Raw genomic sequence first — 15,700 nt, 5'->3', positions numbered from 1 at the left:
TAACCCCAGCCCGGGCGTCCGGGCCAGCGTCGCAGCCGTACGCCACGCCCCGGCTAGCCTTGGGCCGTGAGCAGAATCATTACCGGATCAGCCAAGGGTGCACGTTTGATCACCCCGCAGGGGTCCCAAACCCGACCCACCACCGACCGGGTGCGTGAAGCCCTGTTCAGCTCCTTGTCGACATGGGCCGGCACGGCAGCCGAGGATCCTGCCGAGCAATTGTCCGGACTCGCGGTGCTCGATCTGTTCGCCGGGTCCGGGGCGTTGGGGCTGGAAGCGGCGAGCAGGGGCGCCGATCCGGTCACCTGGGTCGAGAAGGACCATGGCGTTGCCGCCGTGATCAAGCAGAACCAGAAGCACACCCGCCTGTCCGGGCGCATCGTGACGGCATCGGTACGCAATTTTTTGGCACAGCCCGCCGCCCACGCCAATGACGTGATCCTGCTGGATCCGCCCTATGAGTTGAGCAACGATGAGCTGGTCACGCTCATGGCAACCGCCCTGGCACACGGCTATTTGCTGTCCGACGGGATCTTCGTGGTGGAACGCTCGGTGCGCGTGGGGGAACCGGACTGGCCGGGTGGCCTCGAACTCAGTTGGACGCGACGCTACGGTGAGAGCTGTTTGTACTTTTGTCGTGCCGCCGAAGGGAACAAGGATGATTGAGCCCGTACGGGCCGTGTGCCCGGGGTCGTTCGATCCGATCACCCGTGGTCATCTCGACATCATCGAGCGCGCCCGCACCGTGTTCAGCGAGGTGATCGTTGCGGTGGGCCGCAATACATCGAAGAATTACCTGTTCGAGGGTGATGAGCGCCTGGAACTGGTGCGGGAATCCGTGGCGGACATCGACGGTGTCACCGTGGAGCCCATAGACGGACTGCTGAGCGAGTTCTGCAAGGAACATGACGCCTCAGTGATCGTCAAGGGCGTTCGCTTCGGCTCCGATTTCGACTACGAGCTGCAGATGGGCCAGCTCAATCGCATTCTGTCGGGCATCGAGACGGTCCTGCTGCCGGCCGGGCGCGAATACGGCACGATCTCGAGTTCCATGCTGCGGGAGGTGGCGGCGAACCACGGCGACATCAGCCCCTTCGTGACCCCCGCGGTGAACGCAGCGGTGCGCAGCAAGCTCGGCTACTGACGCGGCCCCACCCCACCGTGCGTCGTGGCGAGGTGATGTGGCGGTGGCGAGTCGTCGAAATGTTGTGCCGCCTCCTACGATTGGGGTGTGAGCACACATCTTGACGCCCGCAATTCCCTTGTGATCGACACCCAGCAACTCGCCCGTCAGGCGGGAGTCATGATGGAGGTCCATGACACCGTCGCGGCGCCTGCCGATCTTGGCATTGAAATGATCCGCGTGCCCGAGGGCGCGGGGATCGACCTGGACCTTCGGCTTGAGGCCGTCGTCGAGGGCGTCCTCGTGACCGGCACCGTCGAGGCACCCCTGGAAGGGGAGTGTGCGCGATGCCTGACCGATCTGCACGACCACGGCAGCTATCGGGTCTTCGAGCTGTTCAACTATGAGGGACGCTCCGCAGAACCTGATGACCTCTTCCTGGACGGGGAGCTGCTCGACCTTGACCCGGTGTTGCGCGACGCGATCGTCCTCGACCTTCCCTTCACGCCCCTGTGCCGCCCCGACTGCAAGGGCCTGTGCCCCCAGTGCGGTGCCAACCTCAACGAGCATCCCGACCATCATCACGAGGCTCCCCTTGATTCCCGGTGGAGTGCGCTGAAGGCGCTCACCGAGCCGGAAACCGGTGGAATCGGGGCCCAGAACAACTGACCGCGGTGCCGCATGTGGAACGTCGGCGCGGTGCCGGGTTTCCACGGCGCGCAGGCCGTCCATTTGGACGACCGGCGGGTCTACGAGTAACCTAGGCTGTCGCGTGTCTGCAAAGGCGCGCATTCCCATTCTTGATCGAGGAGAAATAACGTGGCTGTCCCGAAGCGGAAGATGTCCCGCAGCAACACGCGGTCGCGCCGCTCGCAGTGGAAGGCTGCGCCGGTGACCCTGGTTACCTGCCCGAACCCTGCATGCCGTGCGCTCCACCTGCCGCACACCGCGTGCCCCAAGTGCCATCAGTACGGTCCGCGTGGCGAGTTCCGCACGGTGACCGGAAGCCTGAACACCCGTGAATTCGAGTGAATCCGGCTCCAGCCGATTCGCTGAACTGATCAAGGAGCTCGGTGTCCCTCTGGACGCCGAGCTCCTTGGCCTTGCGCTCACACATCGCTCCTACGCGTACGAGCACGGGCAGATCCCCCACAACGAACGCCTTGAGTTCCTGGGCGATTCGGTGCTCGGCATCAACGTGACCGACTATCTGTACCGCCATTTCCCGGACTACGCCGAGGGTCGGCTGGCCAAGCTGCGCGCGGCCGTGGTCAGCTCGGTGAGCCTGGCCGAAGTGGCCCGCAGCCTGGGAATCGGCCAACTGGTGAAGCTCGGCCATGGTGAACTCACCACCGGCGGACGCGACAAGACCAGCATCCTCGCCGACACCACCGAGGCGCTGATCGGCGCCATCTACATGACAGACCCGTCGGGTGCCGCGAAGTTCGTCCACCACATCTTCGATCCGCTGGTCGACCGGGCCGTGAAGATGGGGGCGGGCCTGGACTGGAAGACCTCGCTGCAGGAGATCGCGGCGGCGATGGAGTCCGATCCGCCCGAATACCGGATCAGCGAGACCGGACCCGATCACGACAAGCGCTTCACTGCGGTGGCGCTCGTGGACGGCCGCACCTTCGACCCCGGCATGGGACACAACAAGAAGCAGGCCGAACAGCACGCGGCGGAGAATGCCTTCCGCGTGCTCGATGCCGAAGTGAATGGTGCGGAACAGCCTGACTGATGCCTGAACTACCTGAGGTCGAGGTGGTGCGCGAGGGGCTGGCCCAGTTCGTGGAAGGCAGGCGCATCGACGCCGTGCGCGTGCTTGATGCCAGGGCACTCAAGCGTCACGACGGTGGCCCTGACGACTTCGTCGGCTCACTGGTGGGCAGGCGCTGCGACGAGCCGCGGCGTCGCGGCAAGTACCTGTGGATTCCCCTTGACGGGCGTGATGCCCTGATCGCCCACCTGGGCATGAGCGGCCAATTCCGGGTGGACGCCCCCGGAGCGCCGCTACCACAGCATGCACGCGTGGTGATCACCATGGACGATGGCACACAACTGCGCTTCGTGGATCAGCGGCTCTTCGGCTCCCTGGCCTATTGCCCGGGGGGAGCAGGCCTACCCGAACCCATTCGACACATCGCGCTCGACCCCTTCGACCCCCACTTCCGGGTGGAAGCCGTCGCCGGCCGATTGCAGGCGAAGCACACCACCGTGAAGCGTGCCCTCCTCGACCAGACGCTCGTCTCCGGCATCGGCAACATCTACGCCGATGAGGCGCTGTGGCTGGCGCACACCAACTACCAACATCCGACATCGCTGCTGTCGACCCGCCGTGCGCGCGCGGTCCTGCGCCGAGCCGCCGATGTCATGCGCCGGGCCCTGGCGGCAGGTGGCACGAGCTTTGATGCGCTCTACGTCAACGTCCATGGCGACAGCGGCTACTTCGCCCGCGGCCTGGCCGTCTATGGGCGGGCCGGACAGCCCTGCCCCCGGTGTGGCACGGCCATCGTCAGGCAGCGCTTCATGAACCGATCCAGTTACCTGTGCCCGCGTTGCCAACGCCTGCCCCGTCGGCTGGAACAATCCGAACCGGCCCGTGCAAGGGCGTCATCCAGCGCGCACGACGCGCCCGAAAGATAGGCTAGATGCCCATGAGCCAGCAAGTCCCCGAGGAACCCATCGAGAGCCGCTCACGGCGTGCGGCCAGGATTGGTGGCCAGTTCATCCGCTTCGGCGTCGTGGGTGGCTCCGGCGTCATCGTCAATATGGCGGTCGCCGTGGTGATAAACAAGCTCAATGGCGGCTCGGCGAATGCCACCGAGATCCTCTTCTCGATCCCTGCCACGAGTTTCAACTTCCGTTTCAGCTCGCTGGTGTGGATCCTGTCATTCTTGGTGGCGAACACCTACAACTACCAGCTCAACCGCAGCTGGACCTTCCGGGGCACCCAGCGCGCCTGGTGGAAGGGCTTCTGGCAATTCCTCGCCATCGGGGCCGTCGCTGCCTTCATCGGCATGATCCTGAAGGCGATGATGATGAGCCCTGCCGGTGTCATCTCCCTGCGCGGGGCGTGGTTCGGTGCCTACCAGCACCACAGCGGGTCCATCGTGCAGCAGGTGCTCAATGCGGTGCACTCGCGTGAGTACGTGAGCCAGGCCATCGCCATCTTGGTCACCATGCCCATCAACTTCATCGTCAACAAGCTGTGGACCTTCCGCATCAAGCACGATCAGGCCATTGCCGAGAAAGCACCTGTGAGCGCATAGTGGACATTCACCATTCCGGCCTTCCGGGAGCCGTGGCGTGTATCTGAAGAGCTTGACCCTGAAGGGTTTCAAGTCCTTTGCCTCGGCCACCACACTCGCCTTCGAACCGGGCATCACCGCCATCGTCGGACCCAATGGCTCGGGAAAGTCCAATATCGTCGATGCCCTCGCTTGGGTGATGGGTGAGCAGGGGGCCAAGCACCTGCGCGGCGGCAAGATGGATGACGTCATCTTCGCCGGCACCGCTGGCCGTCCACCCCTGGGACGCGCCGAGGTTACGCTGACCATCGACAACACTGATGGCGTCCTGCCGATCGATTACACAGAGGTGACCATCTCGCGCACCCTGTTCCGCGCGGGGGGTTCCGAGTATGCCATCAACGGCCACACGGCCCGGCTGCTCGACGTCCAGGAGCTCCTGTCCGACACCGGCATGGGCCGCGAGATGCACGTGATCGTCGGTCAGGGCCAGCTCGACCAGATCCTGCAGGCCACGCCGGAGATCCGCCGGGGCTTCATCGAAGAGGCGGCCGGGGTGCTCAAGCATCGTCGCCGCAAGGAGAAGGCGGCCAGGAAACTCGAGTCGACACGTCAGAACCTCGAACGGCTCTCCGACCTCATCTCAGAGATCCGCCGCCAGCTCAAGCCCCTCGGTCGGCAGGCGGCCGTTGCGCGCAAGGCAGCGGTCGTGCAGGCGGAACTGCGCGACGCCCGCTCCCGCCTGCTGGCCGACGACCTCACCACAGCCCGGCTGGCACTGGCCTCCGAACAGGAGAACCAGGCTGGTCAGGAGAAGCTGCGTGCCGACGCCAGGGTCCGCCTGGACCAGGCACGCTCCCGCGAGGCGGAGGCCGAACAGGCGCTGACGGCCGCGAATCCCGCCCTCACGGCCGCCCAGGAGCGGTGGTACGCCGCCGTGGCACTGCGCGAAAGGATGGCCACGATCGAATCGATCAGTGCCGAGCGGATGCGCCATGGCGAGGTGGCACCTGAGACGCGCTCAGCACGGGATCCCGCCGAGTTGGAGGCGGAGGCGGCCCGGGCCCGCGCGGAGGAGGCGGAGCTGGAAGCTCAGGTCGAGGCCGCCCAGGAAAGCCTGGCGCGGGCAACCACGCGTCGTGAATCCGCCGAGCACGACCATGAGGCGGCGGAGGCGGACTATGCCGCCCAGCTCCGGGCCGTCGCCGACCGTAGGGAGGGGCTGGCCCGCCTTTCCGGTCAGGTCGGCTCACTGAATTCGAGGCTCGAGGCGGGCGCCGAAGAAGTCGATCGACTCAGCCAACGCCGCGATGAGGCCCTGGCCCGGGCCACCGAGGCCGAACAGGTCTATCTCGCGTTGGAGAGTCGCATCACCGGCCTCGGTGACGGCGAGTCCGATCTTGACGCCAACTATGAGCGGGCCGCCCACGAGCTCGCGGCTGCCAAGGAGGCCCTGGCTGCCGGTGACCAGCACCGAGAGCAGGTGGAGCGCAATGTGGCCACGCTGTCGGCGCGCATCGAGGCCCTGGAGCTGGGGTTGGTGCGCGCCGACGGTGCCGCTGCGCTGGCCGGGGCCGGGGTTCCCGGCGTGCTGGGAGCGCTGTCCGGGCTGCTCACGGTCGAATCCGGTTGGGAGATCGCCGTCGCCGCCGTGCTCGGCCCGGCAACAGAGGCCCTGGTCGTCCGTGATCCCGCCGCGGCCCGCGAGGCACTGGAGACTCTGCACCGCGATGATCTGGGCCGGGCAGGGCTGGTGATCCAAGGAGCCCCGAGCGTACAGCCGTCGTCGGGCCCCGTCCCCGCCGGCACCCGCCGAGTGCGTGATCTCGTGCAGGTACCCCAGCCCATGGCGCCGGCGGTCAACGAGCTGCTCGGCGAATTCCTGGCCGTTGAGGACCTGGACGAGGCATTCGCCGTGGTGAGCGGCGATCCGCAACTCCAGGTGGTCACCCGACGCGGGGAACTCCTGTCGGCCTGGTTCATGGCCGGTGGATCGGGTTCGGGTCGCAGCCGCATCGAGCTGCAGGCCGCCATCAGCAGTGCCCGTGAGGAACTGTCCGCCGCCCGCCATGAGGCCGAGCGGGCGCATTTCTCGCGTCAGCAGGCTGGGGAGGCGGTGTCCGCGGCGCAGAAGAAGGCCGACGCGGCACTGGAGCTGTTGAATGAATCCGATGCGGCGATGTCGGCGCTGTCAGAGCAGATCTCCCACCTTGGCCAGGCCTCGGCAACGGCCAGGGCCGAGGCTGAACGTGCCAAGGCGTCCATCGACAAGGCCAACAGCCGCCGGGCCGCCGACGAGGGGGAGCTTGAGGCGCTGAGGCAACGACTTGAACTGGCCCGCAGCCAGGAGGAGGTCGCCGAGCCGGATCCGGCGCGGCGCGACGAGCTGTCGGTGGCGGCACGGCTGGCCCGGCAGACCGAGATGGACGCCCGATTGGCCCTGCGCACCGGTCAGGAACGTGCCCGCTCCCTGGCCGGGCGTGCCGATTCGCTGAGTCGTGCCGCAGCCCGCGAACGCCAGAGCCAGGCCGAGGCCGCAGCCCGCCGGGAGCGGGTTCGCCGGGAGGCGGCAGTTGCCGGCGCGGTCCATGAGGCAGCCCAATGGCTCGCTGCGCGCGTCGAGGAGCTCACCGTCGCTGCGCAGTCCGAACGCGATGAAGCCGAACGCGCCCGCAGCCAGGCGGATGCGCACATCAGCGCGGCACGCGAAGAGGTGCGTCAGCGCAGCCAGGAGATCGAGTCGCTCGTCGAGGGGGCCCACCGCGAGGAATTGGCACGCATCGAACAACAGATGCGAGTGGAACAGTTGACGGAGAAGGCGATGAGCGAGCTCGGCATGCAGGCCGATGCGTTGGTTGACGAGTTCGGGCCCGACAAGCCCATCCCCGTCCTCACCCGTCCGGACGGCAGCGCCCTGACCGAGGATGACGAGCAGCCCGATCCGGTCCCCTTCGATCGTGGGGAGCAGGTCAAACGCGAACGGCGTGCCCGCCGGGCCCTTGACCAGCTGGGACGCATCAACCCCCTGGCCCTCGAGGAATTTGACGCGCTCAATGCGCGCCACCAATTCCTTGCGGAGCAGTTCGAGGACCTGAAGAAGACACGCAAGGACCTGGAGGACATCATCGATGAGGTCGATGCCCGGGTGCAGCAGGTGTTCAGCCAGGCATATGCCGACATCGAAGCGACCTTCGCCACGGTCTTCCCGAGGTTGTTCCCCGGCGGCGAGGGGCGTTTGGTGCTGACCGACCCCGGTGACATGTTGGCCACCGGCGTGGACATCGAGGCGCGCCCGGCCGGTAAGAAGGTCAAGCGCATGTCGCTGTTGTCGGGGGGGGAACGCTCGCTCGTGGCGGTGGCCTTCCTGTTCAGCCTGTTCATCGCCCGCCCGAGCCCCTTCTACATCCTCGACGAGGTCGAAGCCGCCCTCGACGATGTGAACCTGTCACGCCTGCTCGGCATCTACGAGGAACTCGGCAAGGATTCCCAGCTCCTGGTGATCACCCACCAGAAGCGCACGATGGAGAAGGCCGATGCGCTGTACGGGGTCACGATGCGCGGGGACGGCGTCACGAAGGTGATCTCCCAGAGGCTGGTCGGCTGACGTCGTCGGGACACCGGCCGGTGGCGGGGCCCGCGCCGCCATGGGGGATAATGGCGGTGCAACGCACCGATCGGAGGTCCCGTGATCGTCTTCATTCTGGCCATGTTGGCCGTGCTGGCCCTGGCGGTTGGCGTCGTGGCCATGGTCATGATGGGCATGCAGGGATATTTCCGCGATCGTCATCCCCGGCTCGCCAGGCGGTTGGGCACGCTGGCACGCCACCTCAATGGTGAGGCGGAGATTCCGCAGGCCTTGCGCGACCTGATCCCCAGGCGCTGAGTCGTCGGGGGATCGCCGGGACCCGTGCGGGGCAGGTTGGTTGGGGGCTCATGACCGGGGGAACCACGGACATGCCCGCTAGATGTACTTCCCCGGGAGGTTGTGAACGGGTGAGGTAGCGAAGACCTCCGGGCAGGATGTGGGTTACCACACTCACTCTCCTGACCACGGAGGTCTTCGTGACTCACGCTAACGCACCCTTGACACCGGAAGGGCGTCGTCGTCTTGCTGTTCTCGTCGTGGAACAGGGCTGGTCGTTGCGGCGGGCGGCGGAACGGTTCCAGTGCTCGCCCGCGACGGTGAAGCGGTGGGCCGACAGGTACCGGGCAGGGCTGCCGTTGATCGACCGTAGTTCGAGGCCCACCTCGTCACCGAACCGGCTTCCGCGTAAGACGGAGCATCGGATCGTCGCGTTGCGGTTCACTCGCCGGTGGGGTCCGCACCGGATCGCGTATCACCTGCGGTTGCACCGTTCCACGGTCGGTCGGGTGCTCGCCCGATACAAGATGCCGAAGCTGATCAACATCGACCAGGCCACCGGGCTGCCGGTTCGCCGCCCGAAGCCGAAACGGTACGAGGTCGCCGCGCCGGGCGAGCTCGTGCACGTAGATATCAAGAAACAAGGCCGGATCCCCGACGGCGGCGGGTGGCGTGCCCACGGTCGCGGATCCATGCAGGACCGTCACGCGGGAGTGGCCCGCGACAAGGCAGCCCGTGCCGGGGCAGCCGGCTCTCGCGGCTACCGGTATCTGCACCACGCCGTGGACGACCACTCCCGGATCGCGTACTCAGAGATCCTTGACGACGAGCGCAAAGAGACCGCAGCGGGGTTCTGGACCCGCGCGAACGCGTTCTTCGCAGGCCTGGGCGTCACAGTCACCGCGGTGATGACCGACAACGGTTCCTGCTACCGGTCAGGCGCCTTCGCTGACGCGCTCGGCGACGAGGTGAAGCACAAGTGGACCCGGCCATACCGGCCGCAGACCAACGGCAAGGTCGAGCGGTTCAACCGAACCCTCGCCGTCGAGTGGGCCTACGCGAAGCCCTACGCCAGCGAAGCCGAGCGCGCCGCAGCCTACGAGACCTGGCTCCATCACTACAATCACCACAGACCCCACACCGGGATCGGCGGCCAGACTCCCTCAGCCCGCGTTCACAACGTCACGGGGAAGTACAGCTAGACTGCCAGCGTGGATTGGGTTTTCTGGGTAATCGTCGCCGGCATCGTCGCAGCCTGCGCAGTCGCGTATGTTGCGGTCCGGTTCGGACGCTCCAACAAGCAGGTCACGGCGGCACCTGAGGCGAAGGCCGTCACGCCGACGACTGTCGAGCAGGAGCCCGCCGAGCAGCCCGGAGCGCCGGCAGCGCCGGCGACAGCCCAGGCTGCCGCCGAGGAGGCGGTCTCCGAACTGGAGACGCCCGAGGCCCCCGGCGCGCGCCTGGCAAGGCTGCGTCGCCGACTTGCCGGCTCGCAGAACACTCTGGCTCGTGCCCTGGCCGACCTGCTCAGCGTCGACAAGATCGACGATGAGACATGGGACGACTTCGAATCAACCCTGATCGCCTCCGACCTGGGCGTGGGCCCGGCCACTGAACTCGTCGAGAACCTGCGCAAGGCACTCGCCGTGGGGGGAGTGGCCGACCCGGCCGCCGCCCGCAAGGCGCTGCGCGGCGAACTCATCAAGATCGTCGGCCCGGACATGAGCCGCGACCTCAACCTCGACCATGCCGAGTCGGTCCCGGCCGTGGTGATGATGGTGGGCGTGAACGGCACCGGGAAGACCACCACGGTCGGCAAGCTGGGCCGCATGCTCGTGGCCCAGGGCAGAACCGTCCTGTTCGGTGCCGCGGACACCTTCCGCGCCGCCGCAGCTGAACAACTGACCACTTGGGGGGAGCGCGTCGGGGTTCGTACGGTGCGTGGCGACGAGGGCGCCGATCCCGCATCGGTGGCATTCAATGCCGTCGATGAGGGCATCACCGAGGGCGTGGACGTCGTGCTGGTCGACACCGCTGGACGACTCCACACCAAGGTCGGTCTGATGGACGAGCTCGGCAAGGTGAAGCGGGTCATCGAGAAGAAGGCCCCCGTCAACGAGGTGCTCCTGGTGATCGACGCCACGACCGGGCAGAACGGCCTCACCCAGGCCCGCATCTTTGCCGAAGTGGTCGACATCACCGGCATCGTGCTCACCAAGCTCGATGGATCGGCCAAGGGAGGCATCGTGGTCCAGGTGCAGCGCGAACTCGGCGTGCCGGTGAAGTTCATTGGCCTCGGCGAGGGTCCCGACGACCTGGCACCCTTTGACGCAGCACAATTCGTCGATGGCCTCCTGGGGGAGTGACCTTCACCGGTGGCCTCGCAGGTGACCACTGCGACGCCTGCGATCCCCGTCGCCATCTGACCCCGGCCGGTCCCGTTGGGGCCCTCCCCACATTCTTCTGAAACATTTCCAAGCGAGGATGATCCCGTGTTCGACACCCTGCAGAGTCGTCTGGCAGATACCTTCAAGTCGTTGCGTGGCAAGGGTCGTCTGACCGATGCCGACATCGACGCCACCACCCGCGAGATCCGCATTGCCCTGCTCGAGGCGGACGTCGCGCTGCCGGTGGTCAAGGAATTCGTCGCCAAGGTCAAGGAACGTGCCCATGGCCTTGAACTGTCGAAGGCCCTGAACCCCACCCAACAGATCGTCAAGATCGTCAACGAGGAACTGATTGACATCCTCGGCGGCAGGACCCGTGAGATTCGCTTCTCGAAGGGCACCGACCCGACGGTCATCATGCTGGCCGGCCTTCAGGGCGCAGGCAAGACGACACTGGCCGGAAAACTCGGCCATTGGCTGCGGGAACAGGGCCACAGCCCGGTCTTGGTGGCGGCTGACCTCCAGCGGCCCAATGCCGTGCAGCAGCTGCAGGTGATCGGCGAGCGGGCCGGCGTGCCCGTATTCGCCCCCCAGCCCGGTAACGGCGTGGGAGATCCGGTGCAGGTGTCCCGGGAATCCCTCGATGAGGCCCGGCACAAGCTCTATGACGTCATCATCGTCGACACCGCTGGTCGACTGGGCGTCGATGAGGAGATGATGGCGCAGGCCCACGACATCAAGGCCGCCGTCACCCCGAACGAGACCCTGTTCGTGGTCGATGCGATGATCGGCCAGGACGCCGTGAACACGGCGAAGGCCTTCGAGCAGGGCGTCGGCATCGACGGCGTGGTGCTGTCCAAGCTCGATGGTGATGCCCGCGGTGGCGCGGCCCTGTCGATCGCCCGGGTGATCGGCAAGCCGATCATGTTCGCCTCCAACGGCGAGAACCTGACGGATTTCGATCTCTTCCACCCCGACCGGATGGCCTCGCGAATCCTGGGCATGGGCGACATGCTCACCCTGATCGAGCAGGCTGAGAAGACCTTTGACGCCGAGCAGTCCCGCGTCAGCGCCGAGAAGCTGCTGCGGGGCAAGGGCGAATTCGGCCTCCAGGACTTCCTGGGACAGCTCAAGCAATTGCGCAAGATGGGTCCGCTGTCGAAGATCTTCGGGATGCTGCCGGGCATGGGCGGCCAGATGAAGGAGGCCGTCGAGAACCTCGATGAGCGCGAGGTTGATCACCTTGAGGCCATCATCCTGTCGATGACGCCCGCAGAGCGCGACGACGTCTCGATCCTCAATGGCTCGCGCCGGGCCCGCATCGCGGCCGGTGCCGGCCTGCAGGTGCACGACGTGAACCAGCTGGTGACGCGCTTCGTCGAGGCCCGCAAGATGATGCAGAAGTTCGGGTCCGGCGGTGGCGTACCCCCCATGCCGGGTATGCCCGGCATGGGGGGTGGCCGCGCGATGCGGCCCAAGAACCAGAAGAAGGGCAAGAAGAAGCGCGGCAAGAACGGCGCGCCACTGCGACGGGGGGCCCAACGTGCCGTCGCCCCGAAGCCCACGGGGCAGCCGTCGCAGGCAGACATCTCCTCGATGTTCGGTACTCCGGGCTCGGGCCAGGGGGCAGATAACTTCGAGCTTCCCCCCGAGATGCGCAAGCTGTTCGACAAGTAGCAACGGCGCGACGATGAGCACAGCTGCCCTCCCACAGGCCCGGTCCTGGCACCTGAGGGGCACCGTGTTGCCCCAGGGTGGGGTGCGCGACCTGTGGATCACCAACGGGGTGGTCGCGCCCGGACCGGTGCCCGGGGCGGTCACACTGGCCTCCGACTGCTGGATCATGCCCGGGTTGGTCGACGCGCACTGCCACATCGGGCTGGATTCGCACGGCGGCACCACCATGGACACGGCCCGTGCGCAGGCCCGCACCGACCGTGACGCGGGCACCCTGCTCATCCGCGACGCCGGTTCGCCGATCGATACCCACGAGCTGGACCATGAAGCGGACATGCCGCGGATCATCCGGGCTGGTCGCCACATCGCGCGCCCGAAGCGCTATCTGCGTCACTACGGCGTCGAGATCGAGACCGGCCAACTGGTCGACGAGGTCACCCGGCAGGCCCGCCGGGGGGACGGTTGGGTGAAGCTGGTCGGCGATTGGATCGATCGCGACCTGGGCGACCTTGCCCCGCTGTGGGATCCCGACGAGGCCAGCATGGCGATCGCAGCGGCACACGCACAGGGTGCGCGCGTCACCGCCCACTGCTTCGGGGAGCAGTCGGTGGCCGAGTTGGTCGGTGCCGGCATCGACTGCATCGAACATGGCACGGGCATGAGTGATGAGGTGATCGCGGCGATGGCCGCCAGGGGCGTCGCACTCGTGCCCACCATGATCAACCTGGCCACCTTCCCCGACATCGCGCGGGCCGCGGAGGCGAAGTATCCGCGCTACGCGTCACACATGCGGGCCCTGTTCGAGGGGCACCTCCCGATGCTGCGGGCGGCCCGTGAGGCCGGTGTGGCGATCTATGCCGGAACCGATGCCGGGGGGACGATCCACCACGGCCGGATCGGCGACGAGGTCCTCGCGCTGGCGCAGCTCGGCGATCACGAGTTCGCCCTGGGCGCTGCGAGCTGGCGGGCGCGCGAATGGCTGGGGGCCACGGGACTGGAGGTGGGCGACAGCGCCGACCTGGTGGTCTATGGCGCCGATCCCCGCGAAGAACTCGAGGTCGTGCGCCGTCCGCAACTGGTGGTCCTGCGCGGGGTGCCGCAGCAGCAATCCGCGCTGCGCTGAGTTTCACTCCCGGGCTGCGTATCTGGCATAATAGCCATGTCTGTGTGCCGTGGCGCCCTCTCACGTCTGGCGCACACAACCATCGGACGCTGTCTGCGTGTCCCCACGCGTGGGTCAACGGCCAACCATCGCCCCGGAACAGGCTTCCGGGCAGTCCTACAGGAGAAACCACACACCGTGGCCACCAAGATTCGTCTGAAGAAGCTCGGCAAGATCCGCGAGCCGCATTACCGCGTCATCGTCATCGATGAGCGCGCCAAGCGCAATGGTCGTGAGATCGAGGTCCTGGGTCAGTACCATCCCAAGAACGATCCCTCCATCATCAAGATTGACTCCGAGCGCGCACAGCACTGGCTCTCTGTCGGTGCCCAGCCGACCGAGGCCGTCGTGGCGTTGCTGAAGCGCACCGGCGACTGGCAGAAGTTCACCGGTGACACCTCGATTCCCTCGGGCGTCCAGGAGCAGGCCGCCAAGCCGAACAAGCTTGACCTGTTCAATGCCGCCCTTGCGGAGGCCGATGGGGAGCCCACCACCAGCGCCATCAGCAAGAAGGGCGCCAAGGACGAGGCCGCCGATACCAAGCCCGCCAAGGACAAGGCCGACGACAAGCCGGACGCCAGCGCTGACAAGCCTGCCGAGAAGTCCGACGACTCCCAGGCAAAGGCCTGATCATGCTCGACGATGCGTTGGAGCATTTGGTCGAGGGGATCGTCACGCATCCCGACGATGTCCAGGTTCGCGACAAGAACCTGCGACACGGAAGGATGCTCGAGGTCAGGGTCCATCCCGATGACATCGGCCGTGTGATCGGACGCCAGGGACGCACTGCCACGGCGCTGCGGACCGTCGTGGCGGCCCTGGCCGGCCATGAGCAGCTACGCATCGACTTTGTCGACGTGGATCGCCGCGGTTCGCGTCGACGCTGAGTAGCGCGATGGACACCGTGGAGGTTGTCGTCGCAGTCATCGGTCGGGCACATGGCGTGCGCGGTGAGCTGACGCTCACCGTTCGTACGGATGAGCCCGACCGTCGTCTGCGTAAGGGGGTCCGACTGCGGGCCTCGGATCCGGACCGCAGCTTTGTCGTGGAATCCGCGAGGTGGGTCTCCGGTCGCCTGGTGGTGACGCTGGGCGGCGTGGCGGACCGGAACGCCGCCGAGGCACTGCGCGGCACGGTGCTCTTCGCAGACGTGCCGCGCGACGAGCGTCCCGAGGACTCCGAGGAGTTCTACGATCGACAGCTGATCGGCATGGCCGTCGAGCTTGCCGATCAACGCCGTGTGGGCGTGGTGTCCGATGTGCTCCACCTGCCTGCCCAGGATGTGCTGTCGGTGCGCACCGATGCCGGGGAGCGACTGGTCCCCTTCGTGCGCGAGCTCGTGCCCCATGTCGATGCGGAGGCGGGAGTGGTCCGCCTGGCCGACGTGCCGGGACTGGTCGATGACCGGGCCATCGATGATGGCAGCAACACGGGAAGCAAGCAGTGAGCAGCGAGCGCGCAGAAGCCGACGCTGCCGCGCCGGACACGTCGCCGGCAGGTTCGCGAAGCGTGATGCGCATCGACACGATCAGCATCTTCCCCGAATACTTCGCGCCCCTTCACCTGAGCCTGATCGGCAAGGCCATCGATCACGGCCTGCTCGAGGTGAGCAGCCATGATCTGCGTGAATTCACCCATGACCGGCACCGCTCGGTTGACGACACCCCCTATGGCGGGGGAGCCGGAATGGTGATGAAACCGGAGCCCTGGGGCGAGGCCCTGGATTCCATACTCGAACAGCTGCCCTCCCCGCGCAGGCGGCCGGTCCTTGTCGTGCCGACCCCCTCCGGACGCCCGTTCACCCAGCACGCCGCTGCCGAGCTGGCGGGTGCCGAGCACCTCGTCTTCGCGTGTGGGCGCTACGAGGGCATCGACCACCGGGTCCTGGACTGGGCGGACGAGCACTTCGAGCTCCATGAGCTCAGCCTGGGCGACTATGTGCTCAACGGCGGCGAGGTGGCTGCACTGGCCATGATCGAGGCCATCGTGCGGCTCGTGCCGGGCGTGATCGGGAACCCGGATTCACTCGTCGAGGAGTCCTACTCGGCCAGCACCCGGGGCATGCTCGAGTACCCGGTCTATACCAAGCCCAGCCAGTGGCGCGGGCTTGAGGTGCCCGGTGTCCTGCTGTCGGGCGATCACGGCGCCGTCGACGCGTGGCGCGCGTTGCGCTCGCGTGAGATCACCGCGGCCAGACGCCCCGACCTGCTCGACCAGGAGTCCCCGGACCGCCCATGA

General features: G+C 66.9%; 17 protein-coding genes. All 17 read left to right on the top strand.

Annotated elements, in window-relative coordinates; all coding sequences use genetic code 11:
• Nucleotides 1-66 precede the first annotated feature (66 nt).
• The 17 genes from rsmD (at nucleotide 67) to trmD (ending at nucleotide 15,700) form a co-directional block, all read left to right on the top strand.
• On the top strand, nucleotides 67-666 hold the full coding sequence (rsmD, locus tag RM25_RS06750; protein ID WP_036939269.1) for a 16S rRNA (guanine(966)-N(2))-methyltransferase RsmD: 600 nt from the start codon (nucleotides 67-69) through the stop codon (nucleotides 664-666).
• Nucleotides 659-1,144 carry a pantetheine-phosphate adenylyltransferase gene (coaD, locus tag RM25_RS06745; RefSeq protein ID WP_036939264.1) on the top strand — a complete coding sequence of 162 codons (486 nt, stop codon included), beginning with the start codon at nucleotides 659-661 and terminating at the stop codon, nucleotides 1,142-1,144. Before rsmD ends, coaD begins: the two co-directional genes overlap by 8 nt.
• A gap of 87 nt (nucleotides 1,145-1,231) precedes the next feature.
• Nucleotides 1,232-1,792, top strand: a complete 561-nt coding sequence (locus RM25_RS06740; RefSeq protein WP_044636218.1) for a YceD family protein — start codon at nucleotides 1,232-1,234, stop codon at nucleotides 1,790-1,792.
• Between the two features lie 150 nt (nucleotides 1,793-1,942).
• On the top strand, nucleotides 1,943-2,155 hold the full coding sequence (gene rpmF, locus RM25_RS12305) for a 50S ribosomal protein L32 (RefSeq protein WP_080516105.1): 213 nt from the start codon (nucleotides 1,943-1,945) through the stop codon (nucleotides 2,153-2,155).
• The gene (gene rnc / locus RM25_RS06735) at nucleotides 2,142-2,864 is read left to right on the top strand and encodes a ribonuclease III (protein ID WP_013161313.1); all 723 of its coding nucleotides are present in this window, start codon (nucleotides 2,142-2,144) and stop codon (nucleotides 2,862-2,864) included. Before rpmF ends, rnc begins: the two co-directional genes overlap by 14 nt.
• On the top strand, nucleotides 2,864-3,769 hold the full coding sequence (gene mutM, locus RM25_RS06730) for a bifunctional DNA-formamidopyrimidine glycosylase/DNA-(apurinic or apyrimidinic site) lyase (protein WP_044636217.1): 906 nt from the start codon (nucleotides 2,864-2,866) through the stop codon (nucleotides 3,767-3,769). Before rnc ends, mutM begins: the two co-directional genes overlap by 1 nt.
• Before the next feature lie 11 nt (nucleotides 3,770-3,780).
• Nucleotides 3,781-4,395 (top strand): GtrA family protein, encoded by a 615-nt coding sequence (locus RM25_RS06725; protein ID WP_036939309.1) that lies wholly within the window; start codon nucleotides 3,781-3,783, stop codon nucleotides 4,393-4,395.
• A 37-nt stretch (nucleotides 4,396-4,432) separates the two neighbouring features.
• Nucleotides 4,433-7,978, top strand: a complete 3,546-nt coding sequence (gene smc, locus RM25_RS06720; RefSeq protein WP_044636216.1) for a chromosome segregation protein SMC — start codon at nucleotides 4,433-4,435, stop codon at nucleotides 7,976-7,978.
• Nucleotides 7,979-8,059: 81 nt separating this feature from the next.
• Nucleotides 8,060-8,257 (top strand): hypothetical protein, encoded by a 198-nt coding sequence (locus RM25_RS06715; RefSeq protein ID WP_013161308.1) that lies wholly within the window; start codon nucleotides 8,060-8,062, stop codon nucleotides 8,255-8,257.
• Nucleotides 8,258-8,436: 179 nt separating this feature from the next.
• Nucleotides 8,437-9,438, top strand: coding sequence for an IS481-like element ISPfr17 family transposase (locus tag RM25_RS06710; protein WP_044636688.1), 1,002 nt, complete (start codon nucleotides 8,437-8,439; stop codon nucleotides 9,436-9,438).
• A gap of 9 nt (nucleotides 9,439-9,447) precedes the next feature.
• A complete protein-coding gene (ftsY, locus tag RM25_RS06705; RefSeq protein WP_013161307.1) occupies nucleotides 9,448-10,602 on the top strand; it encodes a signal recognition particle-docking protein FtsY in 1,155 nt (384 codons plus the stop codon).
• Nucleotides 10,603-10,728: 126 nt separating this feature from the next.
• On the top strand, nucleotides 10,729-12,300 hold the full coding sequence (gene ffh, locus RM25_RS06700; RefSeq protein ID WP_044636215.1) for a signal recognition particle protein: 1,572 nt from the start codon (nucleotides 10,729-10,731) through the stop codon (nucleotides 12,298-12,300).
• Between the two features lie 13 nt (nucleotides 12,301-12,313).
• Nucleotides 12,314-13,423, top strand: a complete 1,110-nt coding sequence (locus RM25_RS06695) for an amidohydrolase family protein (RefSeq protein ID WP_013161305.1) — start codon at nucleotides 12,314-12,316, stop codon at nucleotides 13,421-13,423.
• Nucleotides 13,424-13,600: 177 nt separating this feature from the next.
• The gene (gene rpsP / locus RM25_RS06690) at nucleotides 13,601-14,092 is read left to right on the top strand and encodes a 30S ribosomal protein S16 (RefSeq protein ID WP_013161304.1); all 492 of its coding nucleotides are present in this window, start codon (nucleotides 13,601-13,603) and stop codon (nucleotides 14,090-14,092) included.
• Nucleotides 14,093-14,094: 2 nt separating this feature from the next.
• Nucleotides 14,095-14,349, top strand: a complete 255-nt coding sequence (locus RM25_RS06685) for an RNA-binding protein (RefSeq protein WP_044636214.1) — start codon at nucleotides 14,095-14,097, stop codon at nucleotides 14,347-14,349.
• A gap of 8 nt (nucleotides 14,350-14,357) precedes the next feature.
• Nucleotides 14,358-14,909 (top strand): ribosome maturation factor RimM, encoded by a 552-nt coding sequence (gene rimM / locus RM25_RS06680; RefSeq protein WP_013161302.1) that lies wholly within the window; start codon nucleotides 14,358-14,360, stop codon nucleotides 14,907-14,909.
• Nucleotides 14,910-14,974: 65 nt separating this feature from the next.
• A complete protein-coding gene (trmD, locus tag RM25_RS06675; protein ID WP_036939306.1) occupies nucleotides 14,975-15,700 on the top strand; it encodes a tRNA (guanosine(37)-N1)-methyltransferase TrmD in 726 nt (241 codons plus the stop codon).

Source organism: Propionibacterium freudenreichii subsp. freudenreichii (genome assembly GCF_000940845.1).
Classification (GTDB): Bacteria; Actinomycetota; Actinomycetes; order Propionibacteriales; family Propionibacteriaceae; genus Propionibacterium; species Propionibacterium freudenreichii.
The sequence above is the reverse complement of the archived record's forward strand: the minus strand, read 5'-3'. Positions and strand labels throughout refer to the sequence as shown.

What these genes read in the sequence shown, in the direction of transcription:
- RM25_RS06725 (WP_036939309.1), top strand. Translation starts at nt 3,781, where the DNA reads ATGAGCCAGCAAGTCCCCGAGGAACCCATCGAGAGCCGCTCACGGCGT.
- RM25_RS06685 (WP_044636214.1), top strand. Translation starts at nt 14,095, where the DNA reads ATGCTCGACGATGCGTTGGAGCATTTGGTCGAGGGGATCGTCACGCAT.
- trmD (WP_036939306.1), top strand. Translation starts at nt 14,975, where the DNA reads ATGCGCATCGACACGATCAGCATCTTCCCCGAATACTTCGCGCCCCTT.
- coaD (WP_036939264.1), top strand. Translation starts at nt 659, where the DNA reads ATGATTGAGCCCGTACGGGCCGTGTGCCCGGGGTCGTTCGATCCGATC.
- mutM (WP_044636217.1), top strand. Translation starts at nt 2,864, where the DNA reads ATGCCTGAACTACCTGAGGTCGAGGTGGTGCGCGAGGGGCTGGCCCAG.
- RM25_RS06695 (WP_013161305.1), top strand. Translation starts at nt 12,314, where the DNA reads ATGAGCACAGCTGCCCTCCCACAGGCCCGGTCCTGGCACCTGAGGGGC.
- rimM (WP_013161302.1), top strand. Translation starts at nt 14,358, where the DNA reads ATGGACACCGTGGAGGTTGTCGTCGCAGTCATCGGTCGGGCACATGGC.